A 19975-nucleotide genomic window follows, 5' to 3' on the forward strand; every position below is an offset into this window, starting at 1 on the left:
AAGTATATTCCTGCGGGTACGTTGAAGTCGCAGGGTGTCAGCGGGCACCAGAAGCACCACCATGGAGGCGGGATATCATAGTGGTACTTGTAGCGGCTAGTCCTAACGTAAACGTACTCAGGGACATTATAGTCTCCAGGGATACCTGGGTAGTCTCCGTGATTCACTATATTTCCAGCAATGTAGATTGATGCTCCTTCATGAGATAGTGATATCTGGAATGCTGATACAAAAGCTATAATTACCTCAGCTACTATACCAGCTGGATGCAACTTCGCTAGAATAGCTCGTGCTAAGATAGCTCCAGCAGGTATAGGAAGCTCGAAATCTGCATTACACTTATCATAGTACTGGAATATTTGATCTAAAGTAATGGATTCACCTGGATCTAGTTTACCGTCACCTAGAGCTGTTTCAGGAATACTGAGTAAGGTGAGATTAGTCCCCTTATAGAAGTCATTCATTAAGGCTTCATGAGGCAGCCCATAGTCGTATCCTCCTTGAATAGTACTACCACTAGTTAGTATATCTGTGATAAGGTTTTCAACATCATCACCTACGTAAATACCACACTTGTAAACCTTGTATATTCTGAATACTGGTCTAGCCCATATCCAAGCCCACCACTGCGTGTTAGGACGTAGTAAGTAGCTCATGCCGTAGTAGTAGTTTTCACCACCCCACGTGAAGCCTGAACCCTTCCATAACGGGACGTCTGGTAGTATTCCATTTGATAGATTGGATAGTATGCTACCTGATGTGAGTGTCGGGTATACTCCTGCTTTAGCATTCTTCCTCCCGATGTTTATTGAGACTCCAACAGACCCGCTGTAATCGTATTTATTCCATGCTATTAGTACTGGTGTCTTCACGTATAGCTTACCATTAATACTCGTAAAGTATTCTTCGGGTAGTATTCCTTTTAAGTCTTCAGGTTTAACCTCTACAACTAGTTCTCTAACATAGTAGTCAGGCCAGCAGATAGGCTCCATAGGACTTACATCCTTAAAGCCTGCTTCTACAGCTAGTTTTCTCGGTGTGAGTGGGTTTGCATAGAATACATCTACTTTGAGTGCTTTAGGTGTACTTCTAGCTAAGTGTATTATGTAGCTTAGAGACTTGCCTCTAATAATGTCTACAGGCTTGTATGATATTGAATCGTAGAGTTCGTATAATATTTTACTTGTTCTAGCATCATGAATGAATACTCTTAGTATTAGCCCGCTATAAGTTTTCTCTGGATCGCCTCCCCTAGACTTGTAGACTTCAAGCCAGCCTCTAGCTATATCGTAGAGCTTGCTTAACGGGATGAATATAGTGTTAGAGCCTCTATACAATGCTCTATGAACTACTACTAGATCCTCCTTGTGTGTTGGTGGTGCTATTGCTGTAGCCTCGAGGAATAAGATGATATCGGGCCTGCTTAATAGCCCTGTCTCCTCGATAATCCTATTAGATGTATTATAATTGTATAGCTTGAACTCTAGGTATAAGCCGGGCTTACTTAACAGTCCTCCTAGAACAGTATACACTGATAGTATACTTAAAGCTAGAAGTACTATTACTACTAGTGCTAGAAGCCTGCGAGGACCCACCCTCTGCCACCAAACACAAACAACCAACCAAAAAAATAAACTTTTCGATTCAAGAACACGAAGAGTAGCTTGAGGTTTAAGGAGTTGTTGAAGCAAGCAGAATTAAGAAGAGTATTTTAGGAGTTGTGCTGGAATTTAGATTAGTGGCTGGTGGAGGAGATGGGTGTTATAAGGTATCTCGGGCACAGCTTCTTCGAGGTATCTTTGATGGGGCTGGATGGAGTAGTTAAAAACATTGCTATAGACCCATGGGTGAATAACCCTCTAAGCCCTATTAGACTCGAAGACTACAGGAGGAGAAGGCTTGACTACATTATCGTCACACACGACCACGGGGACCACTTGGGTAACACAGTAGAGCTGGCAAGAATAACCGGGGCTACTGTAATAGGAGTTTACGAGGTAGCAGTAAACATAGCCGAGAAAGGCGTTAAAACTATTGATGGAAACATTGGAGGACCCTTAAACATCCAGGATCTAGAAGTCATCTTAACTAGTGCTGTACACAGTAGTAGCCGGGGAACCCCTGTAGGCGTTGTTGTACGCGGCAAAGACCTCTCAGTGTATCATGCAGGTGATACAGGGGTCTTCAGCGATATGGCATTAATTGGAGAGCTATACAAGCCTAGAGTAGCATTGCTACCAATAGGCGGACACTACACCATGGGTATCCGAGAGGCTGTTAAAGCAGTAGAGCTACTGAAACCTGAGATAGTTATACCCATGCACTATAATACATTCCCCGTGATAAAAGCCGATCCATTAGAATTCAAGAGGCTAGTAGAAGAGAAGACTCGTAGCAGAGTAGTAGTCTTAAAACCCGGGGAGGAATTCACGTACCCCTAGTAGTCTAACGTGGACACCCCTGCTCTATGAGGGCCTCGGAGAAGGGAGGTTAAAAGGCTGATTAAACAATTCTATAGAATAGCCCCGCCCCCACCTTTAGGAGCTCGCGGGAGTAAGCCGTGACGGCTTCGATGACCACGAGTGTCAGGGGTGGGGGACACCTCAACTCAAATTTTAATTATTCAATTCTCCTTCTCTATAACTATTAAGTCTGCCTAGGGGATGTGGTGGTTGAATGAGCCTCGAGGAGAGACTTCACTTAGCAGCCCGCAATACTGTTGAAGTTGTGACTAGAGATGAACTTAAGAGAATCCTGGAGGAGAATCCACGCCCCCGAGGCTACCTCGGCTTCGAGCCGAGCGGCCTAGTTCACGTGGGATGGCTTGTCTGGATGTTCAAGGTTAGAGATCTAGTGAAAGCAGGATTAGACTTCTACGTGCTCGAGGCCACCTGGCACGCCTTCATAAATGATAAGCTCGGCGGAAACATGGAGCTCATTCGTAAGGCAGCTAGGTACACGAGAAAAGTTCTTGAAGCCTTAGGTGTACCCGAGTCAAGCATAAAGTATGTTGACGCCGAGGAGCTAGTCAGCGATACAGAGTACTGGGGGATTCTCCTAAAGGTAGCTAAAAACGTCAGCTTAGCTAGAGTTAGAAGAGCTGTCACGATAATGGGGCGTAAGATGGATGAGAGTGAAGCCGATTTCTCTAAACTAATATACCCGTTGATGCAGGTCACAGATATATTCTACCTGGATCTTGATGTCGCCTTAGGGGGATTAGATCAAAGGAAAGCTCACATGCTGGCTAGAGATGTAGCAGAAAAGCTGGGCTTCAAGAAACCTGTAGCAGTACACACTCCAATTATAACAGGGCTTCAAGGACCAGCGGGAAAAGTAGGAGGTGAGCACGATGAAATAGCAGCCGATACTAAAATGAGTAAGAGTAAACCCGAGACCGCCATCTTCGTACACGAGGATCCAGAGGTAGTTGAAGCCAAGATCCTTAAAGCATACTGCCCGCCGAGGACAGTGGAGTTCAATCCGGTAGTAGAGATAAACAAGTATCTTCTCTTCCAGCAGGATAAATTCACTCTAGTGGTTGAGAGACCAGAGAAGCACGGGGGAACAATAATCATTGAAAGATATGATGACCTCGAGAGGATGTACTTGAATGGAGAGATACACCCCTTAGACTTAAAGAAGGCTACAGCAAACGCCTTAAACAAGCTATTAGACCCTATTAGAAGAAAGCTTACAAGCGATCCAGAGGCGCGAAGCCTCCTAGAGGAGCTTTCAAAAGCCAGAGTGACAAGATGACTAAACCCCGCTGAGAATCTTTAAAATCCGTAGAAATATTCACTTGAATAGTGGTGGGCCGGTAGCTCAGCCTGGAAGAGCGCCGCCCTTGCATGGCCTTCGAAAGAGAACCGAGGTCGAAGAAAGGCGGAGGACCCGGGTTCAAGTCCCGGCCGGTCCACTCCTTTAAACATGGATTAGCATGTAGCTTGAAGCGGGATCTCTTTATGAGAAGAGAAGAGTAGATTTAAGGGGAAAAAGTATGGGGTTAGGAGTTCTGCTATTTAGCTCTGCTCTCAACAACTATCATGCTAACCGTGGTTCTTATGTCAGGGAGCTTCCTAATCCTGTTGGTGACTATTTCTCTTATCTTCTCAAGCGACTCGGCTTCAATCTTTAAAACTATGTCGTAGGTGCCGTATACTATATGGGCCTCCTTAACCTCCGGTATCTTAAAGAGTTCCTCTAAGACTTTGACTTCTGCGCCGATCTCCGTCTGTATTAGTATTATAGCCAGCGACTTAGCCATCTGGATCCCACTCCACTATTAATATTTTCGCAACCTGAAAATATAAACTAAACGTGAACACATGTATACTACTAGGGTAAACAGGGATCTAATCCCGCAGCAAGTCCACGGGGGAGCATTACAGGGATGTCTACTAGGATTACAGTGAGAGTATACATTGCTTCATACCGTGAAGACGATCCTCTTAAAAATACTGCTTTAAGAATGGCTAGGAGAGGCTACGCTAAGCTCGTAGACCCTAGAAGATTCAAGGAGAAAACACTAGTGCTCAACCCTTTCTCAAGCATATACCTTGGCTCATGGCACCGGCAGACTATGCTAGAGCATGGGATCCTTGTAGTTGACGCTAGCTGGAGGACTCTCACCCCCTTAAAGTTCACGGGGTTTAGAGGCCTGCATGTAAAGCTGCCTCCACTGCTACCAGGCAACCCAGTGAACTACGGGAAACCCTGTACTCTCTCAAGCCTAGAGGCAGTAGCAGCCTCACTCTATATAACCGGGTTCACAGAGGACTACGTGAAGCTTCTAGGATTGTATAAGTGGATGGAAACATTCCATGAGCTTAATAAAGAACTCCTTGACGCATACTCTAAAGCCGGCTCGCCTGGAGAACTAGAATCAATAATACTAGAGTACTGGCCGACTGGATCCCCCTGCTAACTGAAAAGCGCGGCCGGGCGGTAACCCGCATTCTGTTCAACCCCACATTCGTCTATGCGGCCCATACCGGTCGCGTGGCCCTCACACCGGGCCAGGGCCTTGCACCGTGCGGGACGGCCGTTTCAACGCCTCCACTACCGTCCTCCGTGGATTAACCCTCGTCGCCGAGGGTTGGCCACATCATAGCCATCCAGTAATGGCCGTACCGTTTCTGTGCCGGAGCCACGGGGACTACCCGTGCCCCTTACGGGGCCGCACTGCCACGGGGTGTGCGGAGTTTCCTCACCCCTCTCGGGGCGTGAGTGGGGCGCCCGGCCGCACTCTTATCTACTGGTTTATACCTTAATATATCGACTACCCGATAAAACTTGTGGTTTAGAACCGTGAGTTTGATCATGTTCGTCTGGAAATCGGAGCTCCATCGGCATTCCAGGGGTGGAACCTTTGGTTTCCTATGGTGTCTGATTCCATTGACCCTCCATGGAAAGCCCCCACCCCCTCACCGCATCTGGAACCTATATCCTAGATTGAGTCTCATTTTCAATACTAATGAATTTATAAGTAATTGTAAATCAATTGATTGATCATGAAGGATCATCATGATCAATACATTATACAAATATATCATTATACAAACGCTAAATATACAATTGTCCAACTAGTGAAACCCTCATTGAAAATCAATAGTATTGTCTCCAGTTGCGATGAAGGGGAGGGAACCTGAGGTTTCGTTTCCATCCGCATTCCAGGGGTGGAACCAAAGGTTCCATTAGTGGGAGATCAGTGGGTTCTATGAGAAACCAAAGGTGCTCCAGACGTCGCCGAACCCTGTAACCAAAGGTTTATGATTGATCATCCATAGGGTTCCAGTCGCATTCCTGATCAGTCACCACTGGTTCCACCCCTCCTCTGCAAGTGGAGGTGGAGCTTTCACTATTCATGCATCAGTTGATTGAGCGTTCCTCCTGGGGTGTAGGTAAGCTTTAAATTCTACTGTTCTTGTTGAATTCTTGGTGCTTAGAGGTGGAGGCATGAGTGCTTCAAGGACTCTGAGTGTTGGTAGGAAGAGTATCAGCGACTACATAATGGAGGTTGTCCTGTTATTCCAGGAGGGGCATGATAGACTTGTAGTGAAGGGTGTTGGACCCTATATCAGTAAGGCGGTTGACCTCTATAATGCACTAGTATCTAGGATAGGTGAAAGCATAGAGCTGGTTAACGTGAGTATTGGGAGCGAAAGAGTTAGAGGAAGACTTAAACCCTACATTCTAATAGAGATTAAGAGGAAGTACTAAGAGCTACCTCTCCCCGCGTGAATACATCTAGCACGCCAAGCCTAAGAGTAAGCTCGTGGATGAGCACTGAGGCGTCTACAAGCCCGCTTGCTATAGCGTCGATGGATTCCTCGAGTCTCCTCGTCGCTTCAATAGATACTAGATCCGGGTACCTGCTAGCTATATAGCTGTAGGCTTCCATTCCCTTCTTAGTCGGTACTAGCTTAAGCTTCCTCCTAGATGAGACCACGTATCCATGCCTCTTCAAGCTTTCAATAATCTTCGAGTACGTGCTGGGGCGGCCGAGCCCAAGATTCTTCATTACTGAGACTAGCTCGCCTTCACTGTAGAGTGGTATACTACTGGAGTCGTGGACTTCAACGCTAACTACATCTACTTCGAGAGCGTCAACGCCTTTTAGAGCTTCAACCACTTTCACACCGCTTAACACGTTGAATCCGTGTTCAAGGATATCTACTATGAGCTCCAGCTCTCCGAGCTTCACGTCATCCAGGTATACGGAGTAAGTTGATTTAACAGCATTAAAAGACTTCATCTGGCTTCCAGTAAACCGCTTGAATATCAAGTCGTAGAGCTTTAAGTGTAATCCTGTTAAGGGTATTACTACGTTGAGGACTCCCTCGGTTACAGCTTTAAGCAGGCCTTCAGCATCATACGGGTAGACGGGTCTTATAGCTTCATGCGTCCCCGGCGAGCCCCAGTGGCTCGGCTTCGCCAGCTTCTTAAGCCCTTTATCCTCAAGGTACTTTAAGGCTACTCCTATACCAGTGCTACTAACATAGTGGCTATCAGTTCTATGATAAGTGATTAAGCCTGCTTCGAAGAGCTGCTGGGCGATCCTCATAGCTAGACTAGTTGGGAATCCGAGTCTAGCGGCATCGGCTAGAAGCTCGTCTGTTGTGTAAGGCGGCTTCGGTGATACTACGATCTCACTCTCACTAGTCCTGACGAGCCGCAGCCTCTTGGCCTCCTTAAAGCGGGATAGTAGCTCGCTGCCCTTATCCACGAGGATCGAGTAGGATGTGTTTAATGGCTCCCCTAGCTTGAATACTACTCTCTTACCTCGTCTTTTAACATGCTCTCTAAACCTATCTATAATTAAGCCTAGAGTCGGTGTTTGAACACGTCCAGCCCCCATGTTCCTCAGCTTATACGCACTCTTTAATTCATCGCTAAGCTTGAAGCCTACTAGCCTGTCGAGAACCCGCCTGTATACTTCAGCTTCAACTAGACGGGTGTTAACTGCCCTCCTCCTCTGTAGTGCTTTAAGCAGCTCTTCTACTGTTATCTCATGGAGCTCTATTCTCCACACACTTTTATTATAGTATTTCACAGCCAAGTATACATCGTAGGCTATCTTCTCTCCTTCAACATCAGGGTCTGTTGCAATATAGACTTCATCAACTTCGCTAGCCATCTTTCTTAAAGCTGCTACTATAGACTTTGAATCACTGAAGACTCTGCTACCGCAGCGAGGACAAGAGTCGCCTGTCGTAAACTGAGTGCCGCAGACTCTGCACTTTTTAATAGTCTCGTAGACTGGTGAAACCCTGCCGGCCTTAATGTAGACTCCGTAGACTCCTTCACTACTTGTCGTTAAATCGAATATGTGTCCCCGGGTCGACATTATATTGAAGTGAACTATCTCCCCTCCAATCTTAGCTGGTATCTCGTAGACGACTACATCCCCCAGCCGCCTGGCTACCGGTCTCCCAAAGAATCTCGCTATAGTCTTAGCCTTTGTAGGCGACTCTACCACTAGTAGGATTGCCTTGTACCTTAAGCCCTCTGCCCCCCTAGTATCCTCCCGGGTCTTCCTCGCCTTCTCCACCTCAACCTCTAGATCCAGTTCTCCTAGATCCCTGAACTCCAGCTCCCTACTAACCCACTTCATCCTGGCTTCAAGGCCTTTCACCACGTTCTCTAGATCCCTGTACTCTAGTATAATGGATATGCCGTGAGTCATACGTGTCCCGTGAAGCCTGCTAGTCCTGCCGCTAGCCTGTATATAGGTCATTACATCAGGTATTAGCGCAGTGTACTCGCTCCCTGTGGATACAAGAGTTATTGATCCAACACGCCACACCTTCTTCTCGTCGAGTAGTGATTTAATCCTGCTCAATGTTTCCTCGTAAATTCTCTTGACTTCAAGGTATCTTGAGGCAAGCTTCTCACTGACTGTTAAAGCCTCCTCAGCTATCCTACCTGAGAGAGCTAGTCTTAGAAGCCTAAGCTCGCCTGGTGAAAGAGTGTAGACTAGTCTTCTCAGCTCAGTAACCTTACTTCGAGCCCAGCTATCTCCTTCACTAGTTGATAGCTCGAGTAAGATGCGTATAGTCATGTTCGGGCTGGCTAGTAGGGAGTCGAGTTTAACAGTAAATACTGGTGAACCAGCGAAGACCACGTATTTTATTGCCTCTGGTGCATCAATACCTCTCACGCTCGACCCGTAGTAGCTCGCTGACCCCACGAGTAAATCGAGTTCTCTTCTGGTAAGCCGTAGTATATTGCCTGGTGTTGCCTCACCTATCCTGAAGCCTGCAGCCGTCAGCTGCTCGAGTGCCCTCTTGAGCTCCTCGAGGATTTCACTCTTGAAGGGATGCCTGGGTGCAATGTATATTATTCCCCCGGCTCCCAGTCTTCTAACTAAGCCTACTAGGGTTTCAGCAAGACTGCCGGGCTCGACTAGAGCGTATGAGTCTGTTACATCCCTACCATAAACTGTTACACCGGATACATCTATGCGTAGCAGTTCTCTTAGCACTCTACCCATTAAACCCTTCATGCGGCCTGTAGCAGATGCAGCAATAAACTGGCTTCTAGACGCCTCGCTAAGTCTTCTCTCCAGCTCCGAGTCGACTTCAATATACTCTCTAGCTAGTTCAACATGCTTATCACTATTATTAAAGGTACTACTAACCATGAGCTTCCAGAGAAGACTGAACTTTCTTTTAGCTAAACCTATAACTTCTTCATTATATCCTAGAATCCAGAGGAGCCTCTCAATACTCCTCCCACTCCTCATAATGCTATCCACGTCGTCAGCTATGACTACACTAGGCTTAACCATCAGGGAGCCAGCTCTCCTGGATAGAAAGCTATTAGTTACCAGGAGGATCCTGTAGTCGCCGCTAGACGTGCGTTTAAGCACCTCTTCTCTCCTTCCCCGGCTACTCGAGGAGTCATACGCTATTATCATGGATTCATCAAAGCCTACCCTAGTGGAAGCGTCGAGCAGCCTACTATACACTTGCCTTAGGAGAGTCCTAGTGGGTACAACGTAGAGAACCCGTTTCCCCTTTAAAGCAGCGTACAGCGCGTAGACTGTTATAAGAGTCGTCTTACCCATGCCTGTCGGAGCAATTAGAACCGTGTTCTCCCCTGAAGTAAGCCTTTTCAACCATACCCTCTGAGCACCCCAGGGTTCCAGCCCGCCGGTAGCCTTAGTGAAGAAAGCTGAGAACTCCTGAAACTCTTCTTCAACCACATTCTTATAGACGGGTAGAATACTACTAGTACTACACTTCCTGCAGGAGCCGTAGGCTTCAAGTTCACTGGAGTAAACGTCGCCGCCGCAAAGAGGGCAGAAACCTTTGTACAAGGGATCCATAGAGTTAAGCATTGAAATCCCTGTTGAATCAATGGCGTAATGAATTTACGTTTAAAAGACATGGTTGAAGTAATACCGTAGTTGATAATGTCTCTGCAGCATTTATCGTGATCCCATCCTTACTCAGACCCAGCCTCCTGCACCAGGAACCTCAGCAAACCTCATGCGCTGTAATGAAAGATATCCATGAAACCAAGCATTATTTTGAGAGCAGCCCCTACCCCTGGATTAGCGAGTTGAGAATACCCGCACACTCTACTAGCGGCTAGCGGATTCTACCTTATGTGAAGAAGAGTATCATACGCGTTGAGAACTGCCTTAACTAACCATGAAAGTGCTCTGGTTGCAGGGTTAATCTACCCTAGAACCCAGGGATTAGTCTATCCATGAGGCTTTGAAAATCCTTGATATCAAGTACTAGGTTTACTCCTATTTGTTTTCTTAATCCACTCGAGTAGTTTGTCCCCGCTGTCTAATTCAATAGCGACCTGTTCTCCTGTGTGGAGATTCTTAACTGTCAGGGATTTAGATTCAAGCTCTCTTCTACCTATAACTACTGCTATATCAGCGTTCAGCCTGCTAGCATAGCTTAAAGCCCGTGATATGGAGCGCGTCCTGTAGGGGATTAGAGTTAAATCCTCCTCTGCTAGCTTCCTTAAGAGGTTGTATCCAGCTTTAAGTGGTACATCCTCGAGCATTACGATCACCACGCTAATCCTCCTTGGTAGAACATTCTCGGGGGCCAGTAGTAGTGCCACTCTATCTAAGCCTAGAGCTAGACCTGTTGAATACTCGTACTCACCGCCGTAGACCCTGGTTAACCCATCATATCTTCCACCTCCCCCTATGCTTACATCTAAGCCTCCAGTAGCCTTGTACTCGAATATCAGTCCAGTGTAGTATGCTAGCCCTCTTACAAGCCGTGGCTCGTAGATCGCCTGGAAGCCCAGCTCCTTCAACTGCTCTATGAACTCTCTCGTAGCCTCCATACTGGCCTCCACGCTAGAGTACTCCTCCCCCCTTAGGATACCTGCATCCTTTAACAAGTTTAACGCGTCATCCATGCTGCTCTCCAGGAGCTTTAATAGTATTTCAGCATGCTCCTCTCTACCGGTTTTCTCTAAGACTAGTTTAACAGCGTCGCTGACTCTATCCTTGTCTATTAAGTGGAGTACCTGGTCCTGTTCATCCACGGTTAACCCTATTCCATTCAGTAGAGCCCGGTGTAAGGCTACATTACCCACGACATAGTAGTGTTTAACCCCAAGCTTCTCTAGGAAGCTGCTGGCTGTGAAAGCTGCTGAGAGATCGGCGTTTACATCAGGGTCTCCTATCACCTCTAAACCCCCTTGCCAGAACTCCCTGTACCTGGCTTTCTGGGGTTCCTCGTACCTGAAGCATTGGGCTACATAGTATAGTCTAATAGGCTTCGGGAGCCCCCGCATGCCTCTGAGATAAGCTCTGATGATGCTGGCTGTCACCTCGGGTCTCAACGCTAGGGTTCTCCCGGCTTTATCCTGGAATACATACATTGACTTCTTGATCTCCTCACCGCTCTTAGCCTCGAAGAGCTTAAAGTACTCTACTGTAGGCGTTATAATCGGCTTGAAACCATGCTTTCTAGATGTCTCCTTGAACAGCTCGAAGAGGTACTCTTGTAGCTCGGCTTCAACACCTGTTACATCCCTCATGCCTCTTGGAGGATTCAGTATGTCCTCTGAGCTCATGGTTAACCCGCCTCCAGGCTTACCTTCCCGGCTTCATAGTACGTTACATCGCCCTGCAAGCTGACTATAGCGAGAACCAAGCTGAGGCTGTTGCTTCTAGCATCCTCTACCTCCTTCATTAACTCTTGTATGCTGACCTCTCTCTTCTCCTCGAGCACACGGACAATCCTTAGGCTACCATGCTTATCTCTCACAAGGAATCTACCCTGCCCGAGTATCTGCACCCTTCTTCCTCTATCCCTTAAATCCTTGTAGACTAGGAGCTGCGGCCAGAAGAAATCCTTGAAGCAGCTGGGGGCCTCCTCCATCAGGGACCCCAAGCTCTCTAAGACTACCCCCCTCCTAGTTTCAACCACCGCTCTACCCTCAAGGATTAAATACGATACTTCGACGAGGTCGAGTATTAATCCCTCCTCGCTCCTCCTGCCAAACCACTTCTCGACGAGGGCTTCAATACTAGGTTGATCTACGACAACCCCCCTGCATGTTGCTGTATCGAAGACTACTCTTGGAGCTCCACTTCTACTCAAAGCACTCCACCTTTGAACGGTATCCAGTTAACTACTTATAACGCAACAGGGCTCCTAATTAGTATCTAGGTGGTATGCATGAATAGTACACCCTATCCATTGAAAGTGAGAGCAGTATGGTTTAACGATGAGTCAGGAGAAGTATGCTGGCTGAACACTCTTAAGCTTCCATTCCAGGAGGAGGTTAACTGTAGTAGCAGCCCTGAGAGAATCGCCAAAGCCATAGTAGACATGGAGATACGAGGGGCACCCGCTATAGGAGTTGCAGCCGCCTTAGCTGTAGGAGCCTACGCTCTCAGAGTGAGTAGCCTCCCTCTTCAAGCCTTCATAGAGAATGTTAGAAGAGCTGTGGAAACCTTAAGGAGAACACGGCCAACAGCCTTCAACCTCTTCTACGCTCTAGCTAGAGTTGAAAGAGCCCTCGAGAAGCATAGCTCACAGGGTCTACAGCCTGAAGCCATAGCAAATGGAATCCTTGAGGAAGCGTTAAGAATAATGCAGGAGGATATAGAGGCTAACATCAGGATAGGCGAGTATGGAGCAGAGTTAATCCAGGATGGAGCAACAATACTAACACATTGTAATGCAGGTGCCCTTGCAACCTCTGCTTTCGGGACTGCTGAAGCTGTTATGCGGGTAGCCTGGTATAAAGGTAAGAGGATAAAAGTTATAGCAACTGAAACCAGGCCGATGCTGCAGGGTGCTAGGCTAACTGTATGGGAGCTCCTAAAGGAGGGGATACCAGTCTCATTGATCACTGATAACATGGCTGGATACATTATGAGAAAAGGTCTTGTAGACGTGGTTATTGTAGGCGCTGATAGAGTGACAAGAGAGGGTTTCGTTGTCAACAAGATCGGTACTTACATGATAGCTCTTGCAGCTAAGAGGCATGGTATCCCATTCTATGTTGCAGCACCAACAAGCACAATAGACCTGTCAAGCACAGTAGATGATATCGTGATCGAGGAAAGAGATCCAAGAGAAGTAAAATACGTGATGGGTAGGCCTATAACAATTGAAGAAGTTAACGCGTTAAACTACGCGTTCGATATAACAGACCCGGATCTCGTGTCAGCCATAATAACAGAGAGGGGGGTCGTGTACCCCCCGTTCCCCGAGAATCTTAGGAGGATACTGGGCGGTTAAGCAGTCTCTAATTAACCTGCCAACACTATTTATTTTAACTCAGCGAGTTTAGAAGATAGGGGGATACATTTTGACGATATACTGGGAGAGATGCAGCTTCTGTGGATCCTATGAACCAGTGCTCCAGTGCACTCTATTCCCGGATATGAGCGTGGATGCTAAGTGCTGCCTCTCATGCCCTAAGAGAAGCGTGTGCCCGAGGCCTGCGTGGAGCTTTAGGATACCTGCTGCGAGAAGACACTCCGAGGAATCTGAGAGTAGCTCTCAGTCGAGGAAGAAGCTGCTGGACTTGCTTGAGAGAATAGAGGAGGAGCAGAAGAAGAGCACGGTTTAACCAATCCTAGGTACAATCCAGTATGTTATTCTACCGCCACCCTCCAACTCGTATTCTACTTTCAGCGGCTTATCACTATCGAATGATATGGTTACGTGCTTAGAGGCTGCTGCAGGCTTAACTGTTGCTGCGAGAAGGTCGACGCTGTATACTGCGCGAGCTTTACTAGCAGTCGAGTACAGGTAGATGAGGGGAGAGCCCTCACTGTACTCCCCGATGTACTCTCTCTGCTGCTCAACTGCTCTTACAATCAGCTTGTTATCCTGGTATGCGAACTCCGCTTCCTCGCTAATTGCTTTTAGATCCCCCACCATGTTCTTATAGTCGTCGACGAGCATTTTAACGGTTACACTCAGCTCTAGATTTAAGTCTGGAACAGGCTCTGGAATCCTTGGTAGTAGCTCCACTTGGAAGGCTCTTTCTACACCAGTCTTCCTATCCTTGAACATTATGTTCAATACGTTAGCGGATCTATCAAGCTCTAATACTACGAGGTCGTTGCGGCTTCCACGCCTCATAACTTTATTCAAGCTCATGGATGACACAGTAAACTGCTCTTCCCCATCTAAACTGTACTCTTCGAAAGATGAGGCTGGAATACCAACCACTGTCAGCATAGATTTATCAGGGCTGAGGACTCTAACCTCCAGGGCGGAGGGTGTTGCGTGTAGAGGTGCTTCATCAGTAATCTTTGCTATAGCCTGCACTATATACTTCAGGTGGGATGCATTCGAGTATACAGCCCTAAACATCTACTCCACCCGTTAACCCTGGGGTCACTTCATGCCTACCGGGAGTTATATAAGTGCATGCCGCTTAGTCCACGTGAATGAATACTTCTACTCCTCAACTCCTATGTATCTAATACCGTGGAAACTAAACAAATAAATATAATAACTACCTATACATACTAGTATTATTGGCAGGCGGTACGCAATGCTCGTGGAAATTCTATTCTACGGGAGAGGTGGGCAGGGAGCTGTCACAGCTGCAAACATACTAGTGGAGGCCGCTATGATGAGTGGCCTGCATGGACAGGGGTTCCCGTTCTTCGGTGCTGAGAGGCGGGGGGCACCTGTTACAGCCTTCGCTAGAATCAGTGATAAGCCTATCCTCAGGCACGGCATGTTCAGAGAGGCTGATGTCATAGTAGTACTAGATCGCGGGCTACTTGACCTGGGGTTTGTGAAGTCAGGGGTTCTAAAGAGTAACGGGACTGTAATAGTCAATACTGATGAGAGCAGTATACCTATTGATAAAATCAATATTAGCGGCCGTGCGAGAGTATACAGCGTTAACGCGACTAGAATAGCAAGAGAGCTAGGGCTAGTTATTGCCGGGTGGCCCGTGGTTAACACTAGCATGCTTGGAGCACTAGCCAGGGCGACAGGGCTCGTAGACGTGGAGACTATTAGCAAGGCCATCGCCGAGTACTTCGAGAACAGCAAGATCGGGATTCTCAACGCTGAAGCAGCTAGACGTGCTTACAGTGAAACCAGGCTCATAATGGAGGTGTAAGCCTTGAATGTAAGGATCACTCCCGTTGAGAGCGGTGTCCTCCCGTTAACAAAACCTAGCATCGGGGTAGCCGGTAAAACCGGTGTGTGGAGAACTGAGAGGCCTGTAGTAGACCAGGGTAAGTGCACAAGGTGCTTCCTATGCGAGATTTACTGTCCAGTTAACACTATAAGAGTTGAACCAGACTCTGGTGTCGCTATCAACTACGATTACTGCAAGGGATGTGGTATCTGCGCTGATGTATGCCCTGTTAACGCTATAAGCATGGTTGAAGAGGGGATCTAAATGGGTGTGAGGAAAGCTCTCACAGGCAACTACTCTGTAGCCTACGCTGTCAAGCTAGCCAAGCCTGATGTTATAGCAGCATACCCTATAACCCCTCAAACTAGCATTGTAGAGAAGCTTGCCGAGTTCATTGAAAGCGGGGAGCTTAAGGCATCCATGATTAGAGTTGAATCAGAGCACTCGGCGCTAGCAGCCTGTTTCGGAGCAGCTATAGCGGGTGCAAGAGTTTTCACGGCGACGAGTAGCCAGGGTCTACTATATATGCATGAAGTTGTCCACTGGGCTTCGAGGGTGAGGATCCCAATGGTTATGGCTATAGTCTCAAGAACCATAAATGCGCCGTGGAATATATGGCCTGATCACAGCGACTTCATGGATCAGCGTGATGCAGGGTGGATAATGGGCTACGCCATGGATAACCAGGAGGTTCTAGACCTCACTATCCAGGCATTCAAGATAAGCGAGCACCCCTCAGTATACTTACCAGTTATGATCGGTCTTGAAGGATTCATACTAGGGCATACAACAATGCCTGTCGAGATACCCGATGAGAAGCTAGTTGACGAGTGGCTTGGATCACGCAGGCAGGGATACGTGGTGGATGGTAGTACCCCTCTAGCTGTTGGGGGATTAACAATGCCTGAGGATACCGAGGATATATTCTACGGTATTCAGGAAGCTATGGAGAAATCAAAGAAGATTATTCGAGATGTAAGCAGAGAGTACAGTAAGCTCTTCAATAGAAACTATACTGGTCTAACTGAGTGCTTTAAGTGTAGTGACGCTAAGTACATAGCTGTCTCAATGGGTGCTTGGAGCGGCGATCTCATGGAGGCAGTGGATGCATTAAGGAGAGATGGATACCCAGTGGGTGTTCTACGCTTGAGATTCTACAGGCCGTTCCCAGCTGAAGATATATGGGAAGTGGCTGGAGGCGTCAAGGGAATCATAGTATACGATAGGTCAATTAGCTTCGGCTCCTATGGACCGATATACGTGGATCTCGTGGGCAGCCTCACAGCTTACACGAGGAGCCTCCCCTACACATCTAACATTGTAGCGGGAATAGCAGGAGTTAACGTTACAGCAGAAGACTTCTACAAGCTTACAAAGGAGTTCGTGGATACTATTGAGAAAGGCGAGCAGCCGCCTAGTTTCCAGTGGGTTAGAGTAAGGAGGTGATATGTGTGACGGTGAGGCCTAAACCCCCATTACCCTACAAGATGAGGGATGTAGTATTACCCGGGGATGCAGCATGCCCTGGATGCCCGATACCAATAGCATGGAAGGTTCTTTCAGCAGTATTCGGCGAGAAAATGGTGCTTGTTATACCGGCAAGCTGCTCTTCTGTTGTTGTTGGAACATACCCGTACCACTCGCTGAAAACAAGTATTATACACGTCCCCTTCGCTTCAGCTGCAGCAGTAGCTTCAGGCGTTGCCGAAGCCCTCGAGAAACGTGGCTTAAGCGATATTCAGGTTATAGCGTGGGCAGGCGACGGTGGTACAGCTGACATAGGAATGGCTAGCTTGAGTGGTGCAGCTGAGAGGAACAGCAACATAATATACATAATGTACGATAATGAAGCATACATGAATACCGGCATCCAGAGGAGCTCTTCAACTCCTATGGGAGCCTGGACTACTACGACGCCTATTAAGGGGAAGCTGGAGCCTAAGAAGGATGTCGCGAAAATAATGATAGCTCACGGCGTACCCTACGTGGCTACAGCAAGTATAGCATATCCCCACGACCTCTACAGCAAGCTCCAGAAGGCTAGAGAAGTAAAAGGCTTCAGGTACATTCAGATCCATGCTCCATGTCCTATCGGCTGGAGATTCGACCCAAGGTATACTGTAAGAGTAGCCAGGCTTGCAGTTGAGACAGGGCTCTGGGTACTCTACGAGTACTATAATGGTAGACTGGTGATTTCAAGCCCGAGTAGGGCATTCATGGATCCATCTAAGAGGAAGCCAATTGAAGAATACCTTAAACTACAAGGAAGATTCAAGGGAGTGTCAGGTGAAGTTGTAGAAGAGATCAAGAGGTACGTGGAAGCTAACTGGGAGTGGATTAGAAAACACATGTAGCACAACTATGCTATAGGAGCAATCTTAGATAGAATTATTATGCCTACAGTGAATGCAATCATTAACGCCACGAAGACAGAAGGCTTAAGCTTTATACCCTCATCACTCTCCTCGTAATACCTGATTAATCCTGCTGCAGAGAACATCCCGGGTGTTTCTCTCCTGCGCTTACCCTTTCTGCTCATCTATCCCCCCTCAACTGTAATATGGGAATCCAGGTCTAGTTATAGTTATCCAGGATTAAAAGCCTCGTAGTGGAAGGTTAATTAAGTTGAGTTCACTCATGGATCAAGTTGTCAACTATAGAGCCGGGTAGCTGGTAATGGAGGTACTCTGGAACCCATGGAGATACGAGTACATTAAGAGGTTTAAGGATGAAAGCATCAGCAGAGAGGAATGCTTGTTCTGCAGGCTAAAAGACATGAGTGATGACGAAGCATACGTAGTTTACAGAGGCAGGTACTCCTATATAGTGTTAAATGCTTACCCCTACAACTCGGGGCACGTGATGATCGCCCCCTACGAGCATGCTGGTAGCCTAGAAGACCTACCAGACGAGGTTCTCCTCGAGATGCTCCAGCTGGTTAAGCTATCCATGAAGGCTATTAGAGTAGCATTCAACCCGGATGGATTCAACATAGGGGTTAACGTGGGTAGAGCTGCTGGAGCCGGCGTCCCAGGACACGTTCACATACACGTTGTTCCAAGATGGGTAGGGGATACGAACTTCATGTCAGTTATATCAGGTGTTAAAACACTACCAGTAAGTCTCCGTGAAACCTACACTCTACTCAAGGATGCAGTAGTAAACGTTATGTCTACCAGCGGTGGTAAAGATGGTTTCAACAAGGGATCTAGTGATAATTGAGAAATACATGCTACTAAACGAGCAGCGCTACAGGATATGTGTTAAAGGCACGAATATAACTGTAAATGTTGAAGCCTCCAGCGAAGAGGAGGCTTTAAGCAAAGCCCTCGAAATACTTAGAAACGTTAAGTTAACAAGTGAAGCATTAGAGAAGATTAGAGCGAAAACCGGCGGGAAAGCAAAGTGCTAGGATTTTAAAGCTCCCGTTAAAGCCTGCCGAGTAGCATCGGTTAAACCCGCCTTCATCACAGCTCAGTGATCGAGGGCTATCTCATCCTAGTAGTACTGTAAGCTGGATGAGCTATTTTAAAGCATGCTCGGACCGCGGTAATTTCTTCATCCCTACCAGGTCACGGGGGGACAAGTTTCCTCATCACGGGGAATACTAACTCTCTAAGTATCTTATATAGGTTAAACTCTAGGAGGCCTTTAGATCTTCTTGGCTTTAGCTTTCGCTTTCTGCTCGTTGAGCTCGCTGTACTCTTCTACTAGCTTTTTAAGGTATGGTTCCAGCTCGCTAGCGGGCATCCTCTCGAGGAGAGTCTTAAAGAACTTGGAAGCGCACCTAGAGCTATGGAACTCGAGTACCACGCTCCCCTTTCTGAGCACTATTCCCTGGCCTTCCGGGAATACTCTCCCGCACACACTACACTTGTGTCTACGCTCTACACTCACTTAGCCCAGCCTCCTCTAGCTTCTCAACTAGCCGGTTTACCTCTAGAGTGTAAAGCCTGGTTAGAGGCGTATTATTCTTAGAGTTCCTCAACTCCACGAATTTTCTCTCGGCCTCGACTTTAAAGCATATATCCTGGGTGAAATCTATGAACCTGGCTTCATCTAGTACAACACCCTTTCTGTACACTGTGAAGGACCTAGCTATAGCAAGATACCCCGGCTGAAGTGCCTGCTGCTCTCTTATAAGCAGTCGTCTAAAAGCCTGCATAACTCCTATGAAGAAGAGGTACATGCCTAGATACCTCAAGAAGTTCACGAGGATCGAGCCATTGGTTAACCCGGCTACCCCAGCTACTAGTGGCCATATGTAATCATTGTATACTGGTAGCAGGAATAACACTAGGAATATGAGAGCAAACTGAAGCATCATTATCTTCATCTGCTTACCCAGCTCGGCCTGTAGAGTCTTATCCATCAGCATGACCTGTGCTGCCTTAGATTCCTTGAAGATAGGTGAACCAAGCTCACTTCTAGGAGGGACCTTCATGGTTTTAGCCGAGCTCTTCGCAGCTATAATCATGAAGACCACAAAGTAGAGTATGAACACTATGAACGCGTACTGGGGTATTATAGCGGAGACTAGCGCGAAGACCACTATCGAGGCCAGCTGTATTAGCAGCATAGTTTTCCTAGAGGGTGTGACTGCCATACTCAACACCTTAATCCAATGCTCTTACCGGCTTATCTTGTAGTTAAGCTATTGATAAGTTTAACTGGACTCAAGTTAATTAACTTCTAACTCCTGTAGCTACTAGTGATGATGAATCGCCACTTCACGGATCAGTGAAGAAGGTCCGTGTTTCTGACTCCCACTAAGCGACCGCTTTAAACCTCTCAAGTCATATGTATCTTTAAGTGATGAATCAAGCACCCTGACCCGTGATGATGTTATCCCCGCCTGACTTGT

At 47.2% G+C, this 19975-nt stretch carries 21 protein-coding genes, 1 tRNA gene and 1 other RNA gene; 13 read left to right on the top strand and 10 right to left on the bottom strand.

The window, feature by feature from the left end:
• Positions 1–1595: hypothetical protein (locus OWQ48_05855; protein MCY0868733.1), on the bottom strand; the 1595-nt coding region annotated here is incomplete at its 3' end.
• A 159-nt stretch (positions 1596–1754) separates the two neighbouring features.
• On the opposite strand from OWQ48_05855, the gene OWQ48_05860 reads away from it, so the two are divergent.
• From OWQ48_05860 to OWQ48_05870, 3 genes are all read left to right on the top strand, one after another.
• Positions 1755–2441: a metal-dependent hydrolase gene (locus tag OWQ48_05860; GenBank protein MCY0868734.1), complete on the top strand. Its 687-nt coding sequence runs from the start codon at positions 1755–1757 to the stop codon at positions 2439–2441.
• 235 nt (positions 2442–2676) lie between these two features.
• Positions 2677–3759: a tyrosine--tRNA ligase gene (locus OWQ48_05865; protein ID MCY0868735.1), complete on the top strand. Its 1083-nt coding sequence runs from the start codon at positions 2677–2679 to the stop codon at positions 3757–3759.
• 55 nt (positions 3760–3814) lie between these two features.
• Positions 3815–3919, top strand: a tRNA-Ala gene (locus OWQ48_05870).
• Positions 3920–4018: 99 nt separating this feature from the next.
• Here OWQ48_05870 and OWQ48_05875 read toward each other — a convergent pair.
• Positions 4019–4267, bottom strand: a complete 249-nt coding sequence (locus OWQ48_05875; protein ID MCY0868736.1) for an Lrp/AsnC ligand binding domain-containing protein — start codon at positions 4265–4267, stop codon at positions 4019–4021.
• Between the two features lie 126 nt (positions 4268–4393).
• Between OWQ48_05875 and OWQ48_05880 the strand changes: the two genes are divergently transcribed.
• A complete protein-coding gene (locus tag OWQ48_05880; protein MCY0868737.1) occupies positions 4394–4927 on the top strand; it encodes a DUF367 family protein in 534 nt (177 codons plus the stop codon).
• A gap of 9 nt (positions 4928–4936) precedes the next feature.
• On the opposite strand, the gene rnpB is transcribed toward OWQ48_05880, so the two are convergent.
• Positions 4937–5246, bottom strand: an RNA gene (gene rnpB, locus OWQ48_05885) — RNase P RNA component.
• A gap of 712 nt (positions 5247–5958) precedes the next feature.
• Here rnpB and OWQ48_05890 point away from each other — a divergent pair.
• Complete coding sequence (locus OWQ48_05890; GenBank protein ID MCY0868738.1) at positions 5959–6222, top strand: DNA-binding protein; 264 nt, start codon at positions 5959–5961, stop codon at positions 6220–6222.
• Here the strand turns inward: OWQ48_05890 and rgy are convergent.
• The 3 genes from rgy to OWQ48_05905 form a co-directional block, all read right to left on the bottom strand.
• Entirely contained in the window at positions 6206–9832 is a 3627-nt protein-coding gene (rgy, locus tag OWQ48_05895) for a reverse gyrase (protein MCY0868739.1), read from the bottom strand. The two genes, OWQ48_05890 and rgy, sit on opposite strands and share 17 nt — an antisense overlap.
• Positions 9833–10242: 410 nt before the next feature.
• The gene (gene hisS / locus OWQ48_05900; GenBank protein MCY0868740.1) at positions 10243–11559 is read right to left on the bottom strand and encodes a histidine--tRNA ligase; all 1317 of its coding nucleotides are present in this window, start codon (positions 11557–11559) and stop codon (positions 10243–10245) included.
• A 2-nt stretch (positions 11560–11561) separates the two neighbouring features.
• Positions 11562–12089, bottom strand: a complete 528-nt coding sequence (locus OWQ48_05905; GenBank protein MCY0868741.1) for an endonuclease — start codon at positions 12087–12089, stop codon at positions 11562–11564.
• A gap of 78 nt (positions 12090–12167) precedes the next feature.
• On the opposite strand from OWQ48_05905, the gene mtnA reads away from it, so the two are divergent.
• Positions 12168–13238: an S-methyl-5-thioribose-1-phosphate isomerase gene (gene mtnA, locus OWQ48_05910; protein MCY0868742.1), complete on the top strand. Its 1071-nt coding sequence runs from the start codon at positions 12168–12170 to the stop codon at positions 13236–13238.
• Between the two features lie 70 nt (positions 13239–13308).
• The gene (locus OWQ48_05915; GenBank protein ID MCY0868743.1) at positions 13309–13572 is read left to right on the top strand and encodes a hypothetical protein; all 264 of its coding nucleotides are present in this window, start codon (positions 13309–13311) and stop codon (positions 13570–13572) included.
• Here the strand turns inward: OWQ48_05915 and OWQ48_05920 are convergent.
• Entirely contained in the window at positions 13569–14324 is a 756-nt protein-coding gene (locus OWQ48_05920) for a DNA polymerase sliding clamp (GenBank protein ID MCY0868744.1), read from the bottom strand. The two genes, OWQ48_05915 and OWQ48_05920, sit on opposite strands and share 4 nt — an antisense overlap.
• A gap of 184 nt (positions 14325–14508) precedes the next feature.
• Between OWQ48_05920 and OWQ48_05925 the strand changes: the two genes are divergently transcribed.
• From OWQ48_05925 to OWQ48_05940, 4 genes are read left to right on the top strand one after another with little or no spacing between them, the layout of a single operon-like run.
• Positions 14509–15090 (top strand): 2-oxoacid:acceptor oxidoreductase family protein, encoded by a 582-nt coding sequence (locus OWQ48_05925; protein ID MCY0868745.1) that lies wholly within the window; start codon positions 14509–14511, stop codon positions 15088–15090.
• 3 nt (positions 15091–15093) lie between these two features.
• Positions 15094–15375, top strand: a complete 282-nt coding sequence (locus tag OWQ48_05930; GenBank protein ID MCY0868746.1) for a 4Fe-4S binding protein — start codon at positions 15094–15096, stop codon at positions 15373–15375.
• On the top strand, positions 15376–16557 hold the full coding sequence (locus OWQ48_05935) for a pyruvate ferredoxin oxidoreductase (GenBank protein MCY0868747.1): 1182 nt from the start codon (positions 15376–15378) through the stop codon (positions 16555–16557).
• A gap of 41 nt (positions 16558–16598) precedes the next feature.
• Positions 16599–17465, top strand: a complete 867-nt coding sequence (locus tag OWQ48_05940) for a 3-methyl-2-oxobutanoate dehydrogenase subunit beta (protein MCY0868748.1) — start codon at positions 16599–16601, stop codon at positions 17463–17465.
• Positions 17466–17470: 5 nt separating this feature from the next.
• Here OWQ48_05940 and OWQ48_05945 read toward each other — a convergent pair whose 3' ends face one another.
• The gene (locus OWQ48_05945; protein MCY0868749.1) at positions 17471–17650 is read right to left on the bottom strand and encodes a preprotein translocase subunit Sec61beta; all 180 of its coding nucleotides are present in this window, start codon (positions 17648–17650) and stop codon (positions 17471–17473) included.
• Between the two features lie 137 nt (positions 17651–17787).
• Between OWQ48_05945 and OWQ48_05950 the strand changes: the two genes are divergently transcribed.
• Both OWQ48_05950 and OWQ48_05955 read left to right on the top strand, forming a co-directional pair.
• Positions 17788–18333 (top strand): HIT domain-containing protein, encoded by a 546-nt coding sequence (locus tag OWQ48_05950; protein ID MCY0868750.1) that lies wholly within the window; start codon positions 17788–17790, stop codon positions 18331–18333.
• Positions 18302–18523 carry a hypothetical protein gene (locus OWQ48_05955; protein ID MCY0868751.1) on the top strand — a complete coding sequence of 74 codons (222 nt, stop codon included), beginning with the start codon at positions 18302–18304 and terminating at the stop codon, positions 18521–18523. Before OWQ48_05950 ends, OWQ48_05955 begins: the two co-directional genes overlap by 32 nt.
• Positions 18524–18762: 239 nt before the next feature.
• Here the strand turns inward: OWQ48_05955 and OWQ48_05960 are convergent, their stop codons facing one another.
• Both OWQ48_05960 and OWQ48_05965 read right to left on the bottom strand, forming a co-directional pair.
• The gene (locus OWQ48_05960; GenBank protein MCY0868752.1) at positions 18763–19008 is read right to left on the bottom strand and encodes a hypothetical protein; all 246 of its coding nucleotides are present in this window, start codon (positions 19006–19008) and stop codon (positions 18763–18765) included.
• Positions 18992–19717 (bottom strand): DUF2208 domain-containing protein, encoded by a 726-nt coding sequence (locus tag OWQ48_05965; protein ID MCY0868753.1) that lies wholly within the window; start codon positions 19715–19717, stop codon positions 18992–18994. The genes OWQ48_05960 and OWQ48_05965 overlap by 17 nt, the downstream gene beginning before the upstream one ends.
• Between the last annotated feature and the right edge of the window lie 258 nt (positions 19718–19975).

The sequence above is a fragment of the Desulfurococcus sp. genome (assembly GCA_026626905.1).
Taxonomy (GTDB): Archaea; Thermoproteota; Thermoprotei_A; order Sulfolobales; family Desulfurococcaceae; genus Desulfurococcus.